The 14,469-nt window shown below is 69.3% G+C and carries 9 protein-coding genes; 5 read left to right on the forward strand and 4 right to left on the reverse strand.

The genetic code is table 11. From position 1 onward, the window contains the following. The first annotated feature begins 23 nt into the window (after nucleotides 1–23). Entirely contained in the window at nucleotides 24–2,552 is a 2,529-nt protein-coding gene (locus DWQ67_RS02375; RefSeq protein ID WP_121483962.1) for an excinuclease ABC subunit UvrA, read from the forward strand. On the opposite strand, the gene DWQ67_RS02380 is transcribed toward DWQ67_RS02375, so the two are convergent. Together DWQ67_RS02380 and DWQ67_RS02385 are read right to left on the reverse strand one after the other, a co-directional pair. Further along, complete coding sequence (locus DWQ67_RS02380; protein WP_121483963.1) at nucleotides 2,549–3,565, reverse strand: M56 family metallopeptidase; 1,017 nt, start codon at nucleotides 3,563–3,565, stop codon at nucleotides 2,549–2,551. The genes DWQ67_RS02375 and DWQ67_RS02380 overlap by 4 nt on opposite strands. A 12-nt stretch (nucleotides 3,566–3,577) precedes the next feature. Continuing rightward, entirely contained in the window at nucleotides 3,578–3,973 is a 396-nt protein-coding gene (locus DWQ67_RS02385) for a BlaI/MecI/CopY family transcriptional regulator (RefSeq protein WP_121483964.1), read from the reverse strand. Between the two features lie 268 nt (nucleotides 3,974–4,241). Between DWQ67_RS02385 and DWQ67_RS02390 the strand changes: the two genes are divergently transcribed. The 4 genes from DWQ67_RS02390 (at nucleotide 4,242) to DWQ67_RS02405 (ending at nucleotide 11,423) form a co-directional block, all read left to right on the forward strand. Further along, entirely contained in the window at nucleotides 4,242–5,864 is a 1,623-nt protein-coding gene (locus tag DWQ67_RS02390; RefSeq protein WP_121484241.1) for a cytochrome ubiquinol oxidase subunit I, read from the forward strand. A gap of 29 nt (nucleotides 5,865–5,893) precedes the next feature. Further along, the gene (gene cydB / locus DWQ67_RS02395) at nucleotides 5,894–6,916 is read left to right on the forward strand and encodes a cytochrome d ubiquinol oxidase subunit II (protein WP_121483965.1); all 1,023 of its coding nucleotides are present in this window, start codon (nucleotides 5,894–5,896) and stop codon (nucleotides 6,914–6,916) included. A 31-nt stretch (nucleotides 6,917–6,947) separates the two neighbouring features. Continuing rightward, nucleotides 6,948–10,391, forward strand: a complete 3,444-nt coding sequence (cydC, locus tag DWQ67_RS02400) for a thiol reductant ABC exporter subunit CydC (RefSeq protein ID WP_121483966.1) — start codon at nucleotides 6,948–6,950, stop codon at nucleotides 10,389–10,391. 300 nt (nucleotides 10,392–10,691) lie between these two features. Then, nucleotides 10,692–11,423, forward strand: coding sequence for an alpha/beta hydrolase fold domain-containing protein (locus tag DWQ67_RS02405; RefSeq protein ID WP_158595333.1), 732 nt, complete (start codon nucleotides 10,692–10,694; stop codon nucleotides 11,421–11,423). Here DWQ67_RS02405 and DWQ67_RS02410 read toward each other — a convergent pair. Together DWQ67_RS02410 and DWQ67_RS02415 are read right to left on the reverse strand one after the other, a co-directional pair. After that, nucleotides 11,384–11,701 carry a hypothetical protein gene (locus DWQ67_RS02410; RefSeq protein WP_121483968.1) on the reverse strand — a complete coding sequence of 106 codons (318 nt, stop codon included), beginning with the start codon at nucleotides 11,699–11,701 and terminating at the stop codon, nucleotides 11,384–11,386. The two genes, DWQ67_RS02405 and DWQ67_RS02410, sit on opposite strands and share 40 nt — an antisense overlap. 21 nt (nucleotides 11,702–11,722) lie before the next feature. Continuing rightward, entirely contained in the window at nucleotides 11,723–14,467 is a 2,745-nt protein-coding gene (locus DWQ67_RS02415; protein WP_121483969.1) for a DNA gyrase/topoisomerase IV subunit A, read from the reverse strand. Between the last annotated feature and the right edge of the window lie 2 nt (nucleotides 14,468–14,469).

Below are 14,469 nucleotides of genomic sequence, written 5' to 3' on the forward strand. Positions count from 1 at the left end.
TACGCTCGCGTAGCGTTGAGCCCATGCCAGCACGAGTGCTCCCCACCCAGATCGAGGTGCGTGGAGCGCGGGTCAACAACCTGCGCTCCGTCGACGTTGATCTGCCCCTGAACTCCTACGTCGCCATGACGGGAGTGAGCGGATCCGGCAAGTCCTCCCTGGCCTTGGGGGTGCTCTACGCGGAGGGCTCTCGGCGCTACCTAGACGGGCTCTCCAGCTATCAGCGCCGCCGCATTTCGCAGGCGGCCGCCCCGGACGTGGACTCCGTGGAGTTTGTGCCCGCCGCCCTGGCCCTGCGCCAGCGCCCGTCCGCTCCGGGACCGCGCTCCACCGTCGCCACATTGTCTGAGGTGGGGGCAGCGCTGCGGCTGAGCATGAGCCGGCTGGGGACCCACCTGTGCCCTAACGGGCACGGCGTGGCCGCGACCCCACAGGCGTGGGTGGCAGAGTCGCTGAGGTGCCCCGAGGACGGGCTGAGTTTTCACCTGCCCTCCGCGGAGAGCTTTTCCTCCGCCTCCGTGGGCGCCTGCCCGCGTTGCGAGGGCCTGGGAGTGGTCTCCGAAGTGGATCCGGCCACCCTCATCACGGATCCGAGCCTGAGTATTGACGAGGGTGCCGTGGCACCGTGGCGACTCACCGGCCGCATGCACATGCCCTCCGTGGTGCGGGAGCTGGGGGTCCCCACGGACGTGCCCTTTCGGGACCTGAGCCCGCAACAGCAGCACCTGGTCCTTGACGGGCCCGTGACCAAGCAGCACGTGGTCATCACCAGCAAGAACGGCCGCGCCTTTGAGATGGACGCGGTGTACGAGTCCGCCACGCAGTCGGTCCTGAGCCTTGGCGGTTCCGTCCGCTCCAGCGGGGAGCGCCACGGCGCCGATCGCTTCCTGCGCTTCAGCCGCTGCCCTGACTGCGAGGGCTCGGGCCTGGGCCCCGTGGCCCGCTCATCGACGCTCCTGGGGCATTCGTTGCCCCAGCTGCTTGCCCTGTCGCTGTCAGCGTTTCCGGAGCTGACGCGCAAGCTGCGCGATGGCGTTGACTCGCAGGCCCCGGACGACGCTCCGGCGGTGCGCCAGCGCCCAGCACTACTGCTGGCAGCAGAGCTGCTACGCGCCGTCGAGCCGTTATTGGAGCTGGGGCTCGGCTACCTTCAAGCGGGTCGCCGCGGAGAGACGCTGTCCACGGGGGAGCGCCAACGCATGGAGCTCGCGGCCACCGCCATGCGCCGCACCACGGGCATGCTGTACGTGCTAGATGAGCCCACGGTGGGACTGCACCCAGCGGCCGTGGCGGGCCTGGTGACGGTCATGAACCGCATCGTGGAGACCGGGAACTCGTTGGTGGTCGTGGATCACGACGTGGACGTGCTACGCGGGGCAGACTGGCTGGTGGAACTGGGCCCCGGGGCGGGCCAACACGGCGGCACCATCACCGCTCAGGGCACGCCGCAGGAACTGGCCGCGGACTCACGCTCCGTGACTGGCCCCTACCTCAGCGGCGCCGCGGATCCCAGAGTCCGCCCGGCCAAGGACCCGGGGCAGGAGTGGCTTCAGCTGCGGGTAGGGAGGTACCTGTCCCTGCAGGACGTTGAGCTGCGGCTGCCGCAGCGCGCCCTCAGCGTCATCACCGGCGTCTCCGGCGCCGGAAAGTCAGCCCTCATCGTTGATTCGCTGGTGCCGGCGGTGCGCGCGCAGCTTGGCGAGGGGGCCACTCCGGAGTGGGTGGACTCCCTGGACATCACGGGCCTGCGGCGCATGGTGGTGGCAGATTCCACGCCGATCGGAGCCAATGCCAGGTCAACGCCGGCCACGTACAGCGGGATCTTTGACACGATCCGCCAGCGCTTTGCCCGCACGGACAGCGCCCGCTCGGCGGGGCACACCGCCTCTTACTACTCCTACAACTCCAAGTCAGGCGGGCGCTGCCCCACCTGCGAAGGGCTTGGCCAGCTCTCCCTTGACCTGCAGTATCTGCCGGACCTGACCATGGTGTGCTCGTCCTGTCACGGAGGCAGGTACGCGCCAGAGGCGCTCACGGCCACCGTGGACGGGCTGGACATTGCCGCGTACCTGAGTCAAAGCGTGGACCAGGCCGCCGAGCGGTGGGGAGGATCCGGCGCTGGTCTGAAGGTGCTGCGCTCCCTGCAGGACGTGGGGCTGGGATACCTGACGCTCGGCGAGCCCACCCCCGCCCTTTCCGGCGGGGAGGCCCAGCGCCTGCGCCTCGCGGCGGAGCTTGGGCGCGCCCAGGCGGGTGGGTTGTTCGTGTTCGACGAACCAACCATTGGCCTGCACCCGCAGGATGTACGCGTGCTCGTGGAACTGATGCGACGGCTGGTAGATGCCGGCGGAACGGTGGTGGTGATTGAGCACGATCTTGACCTGATCGCCAACGCGGACTGGTTGGTGGACGTGGGCCCGGGCGGCGGAGCGGAGGGTGGCCGGATCGTGGCCCAGGGGAGCGTCTCGCAGTTCCTGCGCGGGGATGCCGGGACGGAAGGGGCGGTGATCACCCCGTGGCTGCGCAGGCACCTGGGGGAGTCTGCGTCTTAGATGCCCCAGCTGGTGGCCACGAGGCACACGGTGGGGATCACCACGAGCAGGGCACCGACGCTCATGGTCAGCCGCGCCGCGCCGGTGGAGAGCGGTGCAGGCGGGTTGAGTAGGCGGTGCAACCGCCCGGATGTCAGGGATTCGCTGGGGCTGCCGTGCCCGCGAGGGGACGCGGGGGTGGGGCCGCTCGCGGCCGCCGCGTTGCTCCCGCCAGCGCCACGACCGGGTTCCCCCGTCAGGGAGGCCGCCTGCCCGGCGGTAGCGACCACCGCGAGGGCCCCGAGCAGGTCTGAGCGTTCGGCGGTACGCAAGGCCGCGTCGTCGGCCAGTTCCTCGATCAACTCACCCACCGCCTGCAGGGCCATGCGCGTGGTGGGCAACCATGGCAGCGCGTCGTGCCACGAGGTAAAGGCCAGCAGCAAGAGGTCGTGGCGCTGATCCAGGTGCGCGGACTCGTGGGCAAGGACCGCGCGCAACTCGCGCTCCGTCAGCGACTCGAGCAGCCCGGAGGAGAGCACGGTGAGGCTGCCGGCGCCCGGGAGGCAGTAGGCCAGGGGAGTGGCGTGCTCAATGACCACGGTGCCGGGCGTGGCCGCGCCAGGCTTGGGCGTGCCGGAGGTGGACAGGAAACGCAGCATCTCGCGGTGGCGTTGGCGCATGCGGCCAAGGCGCCAGGCGCTGCGGATCAGTGTCAGCGTCAGGTGGCCAAAGAGCATGGCCGCCAGGGAGAGCGCAAAGACGTGGATCAGGTCCACGTGGGGCAGGTCCTGGCCGTTGATGATCGCGTGGGCCAGCGTGACTATGGCCGGCAGTAGCCCGGACTCCAACGGCGCCAGGCCCCAACACAGGAACGCGCCAATCATGGACAGCCCACCGGCCAGGGCGATGCCCTGCCAGAGCACCATGGCGGCGGCGGGGGAGCGCGCGGGCCAGGCGGCACGGGCCAGCATGACCGGAACCGGCCAGGCAAGCAGGACCGCCAGGGCGGCCAGTAGGTAAGAGGCGAGGAGCACGCGCGGGCCGGACTAGGCGCGGGCGGTGAACCCGGACGCGTCCTCGTCGGTGGCGCGGGCGGCCAGGACGCGGCGCAGCGCGTCCGCATCGCCGGCGGAGATGGCTCCGGCAAAGCGCACCAGCACGGCCTCGCGATCAGCGGCGGTGCCGAGGGCGTCCTCCATGAGGGAGGCGGTGTGTTCCGCGCGGGTGGCCGTGGGGCGGTAGAGGTGCGGGCGGGTGTGGCGCTCGCGGTCCACCAGGCCCTTCTTCTCCAGCCGGGCCAGGACGGTGAGGACGGTGGTGACGGCGAGTTCCTTGCTGTCATCATCGGCAAGGAAATCACGGACGGCGTTGGCCGTCAGCGCCTCGCTGTGGTCCCAAAGCAGATCCATCACGGACCGCTCCAGCTCACCCAGTGCTGCCATCCCCGTCTCAGTCCTTTCCAAACGGCGCCGCCGGCGCCTTGCTGCGCGGGTGCCGCGCTCTCCACAAAAGTTGTGGTGGAGGCCCACCCATGGGCCTCATGCATACCAGTGTAGGCGCAGAAGGCCGGAGTTTCTACATGGTGTAGAACGGCACACTTCTACGAATTGTAGAAGTCGCCATTTCTACGTATCGTAGAAGTGTCTTGAGGGTCGGGCTTCACGCACGAGGAACGGCCCCAGCGCATCACTGGCACAAAGGACGATGATCATGGACCCACTCGAGATTGCCCGCTGGCAGTTTGGCATTACCACCGTGTACCACTTCCTCATGGTGCCCCTCACGATTGGGCTTGGCCTGGTCGTCGCGACGCTGCAGAGTTGCTGGCTCAAGACCAAGAATCCGGCCTACCTCAGGCTCACCAAGTTCTGGGGCAAGCTCTTCCTGATCAACTTCGTGATGGGCGTGGCCACCGGCATTGTCCAGGAGTTCCAGTTCGGCATGGCCTGGAGTGAGTACTCCCGCTTTGTGGGAGATGTCTTCGGGGCACCGCTGGCCATGGAGGCCCTGCTGGCGTTCTTTGTGGAGTCCACCTTCCTTGGCCTCTGGATCTTCGGGTGGGACAGGCTGCCCAAGCTGGCCCACCTTGCCACCATCTGGATGGCCACGCTGGCCTCCATCGTCTCCGCCTACTTCATCCTGGTCGCCAACTCCTGGATGCAGCACCCAGTCGGTGTGGAGATGATCCAGGGGCGGCCCGTCATGACGGACGCCTGGGCGGTCTTTACCAACAACACCGCCATGATCACCTTTGTTCACACCATCTTTGGCGCCCTAGCCGTGGCCGGCGGATTCCTGTTTGGGATTGCCTGGTTCCACCTCTACCGGCGCCGCCGCGATGGCATCGACACCGTGAACGCCGCCAAGCGCGTGGTGCCGGGCGCCCAGGCCGGGCGCGGGGCTGGCCGGGATAAGACGGACTACCTGGTCTGGTGGAAGTCGCTGCGCTTTGGCGGCTGGCTGGCCCTGGTGGCGTTCCTTGGTGTGGCCTTCTCCGGCCACGCTCAGGCGCAGCTGATGATCCAGCAGCAGCCGCTGAAGATGGCATCCGCGGAGGCGGCCTGTCACGACGGGACCGCGTTCAGCGTCTTCTCCTTCGGCAACCTGGGCGGGGACAAGGTCACCTGCGAGAACGTCACGACCGTCCTTGAGCTGCCCGGCCTGCTCTCCTTCCTTGCGCACGATAACTTCACCACCCCGGTGGCTGGCGTGAACACCCTGATCCCGCAGTATCAGGAGCAGTACGGCACCCACCTGCCGGACAAGGAGATCTACGGCGACCGGGCTGGGCAGGAGATTGACTACCAGCCCGTCATGGGCGTGACCTACTGGGGCTTCCGGCTCATGATCACCTTCGGTGGCCTGGGTGCCCTGGCCGCGGCGGTTGGCCTCTGGGTCACCCGCAAGGGCACGGTGCCCAACAGCAAGTGGCTCTCCCGCCTGGCCGTGCTCAGCATCCTGGCACCCTTTGGCGCCAACGTGGCCGGCTGGATCTTCACGGAAATGGGCCGCCAGCCCTTTGTGGTGGCACCCAACCCGGACCCCAGCGGCGTGGACGGGGTGTTCATGTATACAGCCGCGGCCGTCAGTCCAGGCGTCACCGCGGGGGAGATGATCTTCTCCCTGGTCACCCTGACCTCCGTGTACGCGGTGCTTGCCGTGATTGAAGTGCGCTACTTGGTGCGCTACATCCGGGCAGGGGTTCCCGGTGCCATGCCTGAGCTGGATCCGCACGACGGTGACGACGGCGACGACGGCCACGACTCCGATGGCAAGGGCGACAAGGGCGGCAAGGATTCCGGGCGCGACGACGTGCTCGCTTTCGCCTACTGATCCGCCCCAGAGATTGAAAGGCAACAACGATGGAATTCCTTCCCACCTTGTGGTTCATCCTCATCGCATTCCTCTGGGCCGGATACCTCTTCCTTGAGGGTTTTGACCTTGGCGTCGGCATGATGATCAAGCTTTTTGCCAAGAATGAGAACGACAAGCGCGTGCTGCTCAACACCATTGGCCCGGTGTGGGATGGCAACGAGGTCTGGCTGCTCACCGCGGGAGGGGCCACCTTCGCCGCATTCCCGTTCTGGTATGCCTCCCTCTTCTCCGCCCTCTACGTGCCGCTGGTGGTGGTGCTGGTCGCCCTGATCTTCCGCGCCGTCGCCATCGAATACCGGGGCAAGGCCCGCAGCGACAGGACCCGCGGCGCCTGGGATTGGGCTATGGCCCTTGGCTCCTTCGGCGCGGCCTTTGGCGTGGGTGCCATGCTCGCGCTCTCCACGATTGGCCTGCCGCTGAACGCCAACGGTGATCGCGTGGGTGGCCCGTTTGTGTGGCTCAACGGCTATGCCGTGCTGGGCGGCCTCGGAGTGGTGTTCTTTGCTCTGGTGCAGGCCCTGGCCTTTGTGGGGCTCAAGACGGACGGCGAGATCCGCCACCGCGCCGGGGCGTGGATGCGGCGCGCACTGCCGGTTGCGATCCTTCCGCTCGCTGCCTGGGCCCTGATCGTGGTCCTGCGCGGTCACGCCGTCTGGCCCTGGATTGCCCTCGGGATCGCGGTGCTTGCCGCCGTGGCCTCCTGGTTCGCCGCGATGGCCAAGCGCGAGGGCTGGGCGTTCCTGGCGCTGGGCGTCTTCTTGCTGGCGGGCGTGAGCGCAATCTTCGGCGCCGCCTACCCCAACGTGCTGCCGAGCACGCTCAACCCCGCCTGGAACCTCACGGTCTCCAACGCCTCCTCCTCCGACTACACGCTTGGCCTTATGAGCGTCATCGCGGCCATCGGCGTGCCGCTGGTGCTCGCCTACCAAGCGTGGAGCTACTGGGTCTTCCGCAAGCGCATCAGCGGTAGCCACATCCCGGCTGTTCACGCCGTGACCCCCGTGGTCTGAGCCGGAAATCAGAGCGGAAAAGAGGAGCGTCATGAAACCGGAAATTCCTGAGGGCACGACGACGCGTGGCTGGCTGCTGGGGCTCGGCGCCTTGGCCGCGGCGAAGGCAGCGGGGCTCATCGCCCTGATGTCCGCGATCGCGGCGGCGCTAGCGCAGGCCGCGGCCGGCTCCGCCGTAGACGTTGGCGCGCTGTTGCTCTGGGGAATCACCGGCGCCGTGGTGCGCGCCGGCGCCACCTGGGCCACGCGTGTGGTGGCGCAGCGGGCCGCCCTTGGTGTGAAGGAGGAGCTACGCTCGCAACTGGTGCGGCACCGCGTGGAATCCGGCTCCACCCGGCGGGAGGCGGAGGTCTCCGCGCTGGCCTCACGCGGGCTAGACGGGCTGGATCCGTACTTTCGTGACTATCTCCCTGCGCTTGTCTCCTGCGCCGTGATTCCCCTGGCGGTCGGCGCACGCATCCTCTTTGCCGACTGGGTTTCCGCGCTCATCTTGGTCCTGACCATCCCCTTGGTCCCGGTGTTCATGATCCTCATTGGCCTGCACACCGCAGAGCGAGTGGGTCAGGCCCAGGCCGGGCTAGACCGGCTAGGGCGCCACCTCACGGAGTTGGCGAGGGGGCTGCCGGTGTTGGTGGGCCTGCGGCGCGCCGATCAGCAGCGCCGCGCGTTGGCCCAGGTGTCTGAGCGCCACCGCGTGGCCACGATGGGTACGCTGCGCACCGCCTTCCTCTCCGCCTTTGCCCTTGAACTCATCGCCACGCTGTCCGTGGCCGTCGTGGCTGTGTTCATCGGTGTGCGCCTGGTCCACGGGTCCATGACGCTGGAGGCCGGGTTGCTCGCGCTCCTGCTGGCGCCGGATGCTTTCACCCCGTTGCGAGACCTGGGATCGGCCCACCACGCCTCAGAGGATGGCGTGGCGGCCCTGCGCCGGGTGCGAGACGAGCTGGACGCGCCCATCCAGCCGGAGCACGGCCTGCACGCGGGGGATTCCGGTGACACGGACGCCACCGGCCCGGTGATCAGTGACCTGGTGGTGGAGCGGGCCGGCCGCGAGAGCGTGGGGCCGGTGAGCTTTGCCGCGGCGCCAGGAATGATCACGGCACTGCTTGGCCCCAGTGGATGCGGCAAGTCCACCGTGCTAGACGTCCTGGCTGGCACCCTGCGCGCCACTGACAACAGCGCCGCAGATCCCGCGACCGACTCCGCCGCCGCGACAGAACCGGTCCAGCTGCGTGGCCGCGTCAACGGCGTGGACCCCCGGCGCCGCGCCATGGTGGCGCAGGCCCCGCGTTTCGCGGCCGCCACGGCCCGCGCCGAGGTGGCCCTGTATGCGGGCGAGGACCGCACGCGGGAGCTGGAGGCGCTCCTACCGGAGCCGCTCTGGGACACGCCGTTGGAGCGCCTGAGCCCCGGCGAACGACGACGCGTGGGGGTGGCCCGCGGGGTGGCCCGGGCCCATGCCCTGCTCCGGGACGGACACGGGAGTCTGCTCCTGCTGGATGAACCCACAGCCCACCTTGATCCGGACTCCGCGGGTCGCGTGCGCGCGCTCATCGCCAACTGCGCCGCCCAGGGGGTCACGGTGGTGCTGGCCACGCATGACGTGGAGTTAGCGGCACTCGCACGGCTGCGCGTGGAGTGGGAACTGACCTCGTCACCCGTGGTGAGCACGATCAGCGCTGGGTCTCCCGCCGTCTACCCACCCGCCCTCCCAAGCGGGGCGCCCGCGCAAGCACGCGCCGTCGGGCAAGAGAGCGCCGCTGCCGCAGAACCGCTGGCGACCCCAGGCACCGCGCGCGGTGCCTGGCGCCTGCTGCCGTTGCGCTCCTGGAGACTGTGGGCCGCCGTGGGGCTGGGGGCGCTGTCCGTCCTGGCCGCCGCCGCGCTGTCCGGGCTCTCCGGGTGGCTCATTGTGCAGGCCTCGCAGCAGCCGCCCATGCTGCACCTGATGGTCGCGATCGTGGGTGTGAGGGCGTGCGGCCTGGCCCGCGCTGTGCTGCGCTATCGCGAGCGCCTGGCCACGCATGATGTGGTGCTGCGCTGGGCGGCCGGCTTGCGCGTGCGGCTCTGGGATTCGCTGGGATCCGACGCCCGCGGCTGGAACCGGCTCACGCGGCCCGGCGGCGCCCTGGCGACCCTCATCGCCGAGGTGGACGAGCTCAGGGACGCCCTTCCACGCGTCCTGGTGCCCATCCCCGCGGCCATCCTGGCAGCCATCGCGAGCGCTGTCACCATTGCTTTGGTGGCACCTGCGGCGCTGCCGGTCGCGGTGATGGTGCTGGCCCTTGGCGTCGTGGCGGTCCCGCTGCTGGTCCTGGCCGTGGAGCGCAGGGCGGCCCGCCACCTGGCGGATCATCGGGCGGACGTGGCCGAGCGCACCGGGCGGGTCCTTGCGGCGGCCCCGGACCTGAGCGCCAACAACCTCTCAGACGCCGTGAGTCGGGACTTTGCCCGTGACGACGCGCGGGGCACCGCGGATCTGCGCAGGGACGCGCTGGGGGCCGGCGCAGGTCGGGCCGCAGCCTCACTCCTGAGCGGGGTCGGGGCCGTCGCCGCGATCCTGGCCGGTGCCGCCGCCACTGACCCGCGCCTGCTGGCGCTGGCCGTGCTGCTGCTCCTGGCCATGGACGAGCCGCTGGGTCAGCTCGGTGATGCGCTGCGCAATGTGCCGGTGCTTGGCACCATGCTGGCGCGGGTGGGGCCCTGGGTGTCCGACGACGCCCGGCGGGCCCGGCTGCCCGCCGCGTCTGCTTCGCCTGCCGAGGTCGGCGCGGAGCCCGGTACGCGGCCCAGTACGCAGCCCGGCCGCGTGGATGGGGTGCGTGTGAGCGGCCTGAGCGCGGGCTACGGGGAGAAACCCATCTTCAGCGACGTCAGCGGCGAGGCGGTCCCCGGCCGAGTATGGGCGGTGACCGGTCCTAGCGGCAGCGGCAAGTCCACGCTGATCGCGACCATTCTTGGCTTCCTGCCGGCTCGGCAAGGATCCGTGGAGTTGCGGGAGGCGAAGGGCGGCGCTGAAGCTGCGGAGCGCTGGCTTCCCGCCGCGCAGGCCGGCGTGGCGTGGTGCCCCCAGGACGGCTACGTCTTTGACAGCACACTGCGCGGAAATCTGGCCCTGGCCCGGGATCGCGAGCACGCACCAAGCGAGCAAGAGATGGAAACGGCGCTGCATCGCGTGGGTCTTGGCCGCTGGTACGCAGACTTGCCGCGGGGGCTGGACACGCTCACCGGTGCCGGTGGCGAGCGCCTCTCCGGCGGCCAACGGCAGCGGCTGGCGGTGGCCAGGACGCTCCTGTCCGGAGCCGGTGTGGTGGTGCTGGATGAGCCCACGGCGCACCTGGGCCAGGATGAGGGGCATGAGCTGGTGCGGGATGTGACGCGCGGGGCGGGGCCCACGGCGTTGGTGCTGGTGACGCACGACGCCGCTGTGGCAGCCACGGCGGATCGGCTCACGGTGCTGCCGGGGCGGCACTAGGGCCCCTAGGCTGGTGCGATGACTGCCAGCCACATCCCTCCAGCACACCCCGAATGCCGGGCTGGCTCCGCGGTGGGGTTGGCAGCCCGGCACATCGGATGCGCGGACGAAGAATTGGGGCAGTGGGTCCTGAGGTCCCGCTTGGAGCAGGCGGCGTTGGGCTCTCGCATCCCGGATCCTCTCGAGCTACGCGGGCCAAGGCCCAGGCCCCCCGGACCTGGGCTGCCCTGGGTCAAGAACACAGTTCTGGGAAACGTCGCCTGCCGCGAGTATTCTGCCGGGCAGCTCCAACGGACTCATGTGCTGGTGTTTGCCCACGGCGGAGCCTTTGTGGCGGGATCCCTCCAGAGCCACGATCGCCTGTGCAGGGAGCTGGCGATCAGCACGGGCCGCATGGTGGTGGCGGTGAATTACCGGCTGGCACCCGAGTTTCCCGCGCCTGCGGCTGTGGAGGATGTCGCGGCAGTGATGCGCGCGCTGCATCGGGAAGCGGCTGCCGACGGCATCTCGTTGGATGTGGCCCTGGGCGGCGATAGTGCAGGGGCCACCCTCGCGCTGCTGGCAGCGCTGCGTCTGCACCAGGCGGCTCCGGAGCTGGTGCCCTCCGCGCTCTGGCTCATCTGCCCCAATGTGGACCTGACGGGGCGGATGGCGCGTGAGTCAGATTGTGCCGAAGGCTGGGGTTTATCCGCCGCAGCGATGAGCCACTGCCTACGGCTCTGGGCCGGCGCAGAAGCGGTCTCGCTGACTGACAGCTGTGCCGAACTGCTTGGCGCGCTCTGCGGCGGGGAACACCCGCCGCGCGTCTTGGTGGCCACTGCGGGGCTTGACCCGCTGGAGGCTGAGGGCCACAGGCTGGCCGCTGCACTTGGCGTGACGCCTCTGCACTTCCCTGGGTTGGTCCACGGCTTTGTTCAGCTTGGCGATGTTTCGCCCGCTTGTGCAACGGCCACAAGGGAAGTGGTGGCCTGGGATGGGCTGCGGGCCCGCGGCTATCCAATCAGCAGTGTGATGAGGCCAAGCACCAAGTAGGCGGCGCCCAGTAGGAATCCCAGCGCGCACCACAGGGGCCTGCCCTTGGCGAAGAGGCCAAGCACCACTGCCACACCGGCCGGGAAGGCGCAGAGGAACGCCACGAGCCTGGCCACCTGCTCGCCAAGCTCGCGCGTGCTCAGGGTGCCCACCACGGCAAACACGGTGATGGGCACCATCCACGCCGCGATGCCCCAGATGAACGGCGCGGCAGGGACGGCCCCGCCCGGCGTGGGCCGGTTGGCCGGGCTCCGGCCCGGAAATGGCGCCTTGCTCACCGGGAGGCCCAAGCCATCGCATTAGTCATCAAAGAGCGAGTCCTGGATGTCCGTGTGCGAGCCGTCTTCCACTTCCACCGCGCCGCCGTCGCTGAACGGATCCGAGTCCTGCACAGGGGCCGGGCGCGAACGCACCGGCGTCACGGGCGGGAGCTCCGCAGAGGCAGCTGAGGCAACGGACCCGGAGCCAGCAGCCCCCGCAGGGGCCCGTTTGGTCGTAGCGGTGCGCGCAACGGCGCCTGAGGCGGCCGCGGTAGCCGAGCCGGCGGCGTCGGGCGCTGTACCAAGGGCCGTCGCGGAGACCGGGCCGATCACCTCCACGGACTGCGTCAGCGGGATGCCGGAGCCGTCGCGGCGGCCGTGCTCGGTGGGCAGGGCCCGCGCCACGCCGCCCAGCGTGGAGGCGCGGCCGGGGCCGTGGCCCACCCAGGCCAGGCTCAGGTGATCCTCGCCCTTCAGGAAGCGGTGGGCGCGCACGCCGCCAGTGGCGCGACCCTTGCCCGGGTATTCGGACAGGGGAGTGACCTTGACGGAGCCGCCCTCGGCGCCGGGCAGCGGCTCGGCACCGTCGGAGATGGTCACCACCACCGCCTCCGGGTCCTCAGCGGAGACCACACCAAAGAAGATGGCCTGATCCCCGGCCGCCAGCTTCACGCCGGCCATGCCACCGGCCGTGCGGCCCTGTGGGCGCACCGCAGAGGCCGAGTAGTGCAGCAGCTGGGCACCGCGGGTCACGAAGACCAACTCGTCAGAGTCGGTGGTCACGGCGGCGCCCACCACGGTGTCCTTGGGCTTGAGGCTGATGGCCTCCCACTCATCGCTGGTCTGGGGGTATTCGGGGCTCAGGCGCTTGACCACGCCGCTGGCCGTTCCCAGCGCAACAACAGCGTTAAGCGGCACCACGGCCACCACGGACTCGCGCCGGGCCAGTTGCACGAACTCGCCGACCTTGACCGCGTCCCCCAAGGGAATGCCGTTGCTTCCAGGCGGGACCACGGGAATGTCCACCACGGAGGTGCGCAGCATGCGGCCGGCGCTGGTGATGATGCCGATGTGGCCGCGCGCGGTGGTCTTCACGACGGAGAGCAGCGCATCGTGGCGGCCGCGGCGCTCCCCAAGCACCTCGGTGGTGTCCGGGGTGCGGGCCAGGCGTCCTGTGGCGGTGAGGACCACCAGGCAGGGGGCGTCCTTGACCTCCATGGCCAGCGGCGCCTTCTTGGACTTGCCCTCCGCCTCTGGCATGACGGTGCCCTTGAGCGGGGCGCCCTTGTCCTGCTCCAGCAGGACGGTGCGCCGATCGGTGCCGTGCTCCTCTGAGATGGCCTGCAGCTCCTCGGAGACCAGCTCCCGCAGGCGCGGGTCGGATCCCAGGATCTCTTCCAACTCGGCGATGGCCTGGAGCAACTCTGCCCGCTCCGCCTCCAGCTCCAGCGCGGAGAACTTGGTGAGCTGGCGCAGGCGCAGCTCTAGGATGTGATCCGCCTGGGGCACGGAGAGGTCAAAGACGGTCTGCAGCCGAGAGCGCGCGGAGGCCGTGTCATCAGAGGTGCGGATGATCTGGATGACCTCGTCGATGTCCACGATCGCGATCAGCAGGCCCTCCACCAGGTGCAGGCGGTCCTGCTTCTTGGCGAGGCGGAACGCGGTGCGGCGGCGCACCACGGAGAGGCGGTGCTCCACGTAGACGCGCAGCAACTCCACCAGGCCAAGGGTCCGCGGCTCCCCGTCCACCAGAGCCACGTTGTTGATGCCAAAGGAGTCTTCCATGGGCGTGAACTTGAACAGCGCCTGGAGCACGGCGTTGGGGTTAAAGCCGTTCTTGAGCTCAATGACCAGGCGCAGGCCGTGGTGGCGATCCGTCAGGTCAACCACGTCGGAGACGCCCTGCAGCTTCTTGGCGTCTGCGGCGTCCTTGATCTTCTCAATCACCTTTTCCGGCCCCACCGTGTAGGGGAGCTCGGTGACCACCAGGGCGTGCTTGCGGGCGTTGAGCTGCTCCAGCGTGACCTTGGCACGGGTGCGGAAGATGCCGCGGCCGGTGCGGTAGGCGTCCCGGATGCCGTCCATCCCCACGATAATGCCGCCGCTGGGCAGATCCGGGCCGGGAACAAAGGCCATGATCTCTTCCAGCGTGGCCTCAGGGTTCACCAGGAGGTGGCGGGCGGCGGCGACGACCTCGCGCAGATTGTGAGGGGCCATGTTGGTGGCCATGCCCACCGCGATGCCCGTGGTGCCGTTGACCAGCAGGTTCGGAAACGCCGCCGGGAGCACCTCCGGCTGCGTGAGTTGGTTGTCATAGTTGGGGACAAAGTCCACCACGTTCTCGTCGAGGTCATCCGTCAGGTTCATGGCGGCCGCCGCCATGCGGGCCTCGGTGTAGCGAGGCGCCGCAGGGCCGTCGTCGAGCGAGCCAAAGTTGCCGTGACCGTCGATCAGCGGCAGGCGCAGGGAGAAGGGCTGGGCCATGCGCACCATGGCGTCGTAGATGGCCACGTCGCCGTGCGGGTGCAACTTACCCATGACCTCGCCAGTCACGCGCGCGGACTTCACGTGCCCCTTGGAGGGGTACAGGCCCATCTGGCGCATCATGTAGAGGATGCGCCGCTGCACGGGCTTGAGCCCGTCCCTGGCATCCGGGAGGGCGCGCGAGTAGATCACGGAGTACGCGTACTCCAGGAAGGACGTCTCCATCTCCGTGGATACGTCGATCTCGACGATGTTCTCCTCGAAGTCCTCTGCGGGATCAGTCTGCGTCCGGCGCGCCATGA

This window comes from Galactobacter caseinivorans, from assembly GCF_003640665.1.
Lineage (GTDB): Bacteria > Actinomycetota > Actinomycetes > Actinomycetales > Micrococcaceae > Galactobacter > Galactobacter caseinivorans.

What these genes read in the sequence shown, in the direction of transcription:
- DWQ67_RS02390 (WP_121484241.1), top strand. Translation starts at nt 4,242, where the DNA reads ATGGACCCACTCGAGATTGCCCGCTGGCAGTTTGGCATTACCACCGTG.
- DWQ67_RS02385 (WP_121483964.1), bottom strand. Translation starts at nt 3,973, where the DNA reads ATGGCAGCACTGGGTGAGCTGGAGCGGTCCGTGATGGATCTGCTTTGG.
- DWQ67_RS02375 (WP_121483962.1), top strand. Translation starts at nt 24, where the DNA reads ATGCCAGCACGAGTGCTCCCCACCCAGATCGAGGTGCGTGGAGCGCGG.
- cydC (WP_121483966.1), top strand. Translation starts at nt 6,948, where the DNA reads ATGAAACCGGAAATTCCTGAGGGCACGACGACGCGTGGCTGGCTGCTG.
- cydB (WP_121483965.1), top strand. Translation starts at nt 5,894, where the DNA reads ATGGAATTCCTTCCCACCTTGTGGTTCATCCTCATCGCATTCCTCTGG.
- DWQ67_RS02415 (WP_121483969.1), bottom strand. Translation starts at nt 14,467, where the DNA reads ATGGCGCGCCGGACGCAGACTGATCCCGCAGAGGACTTCGAGGAGAAC.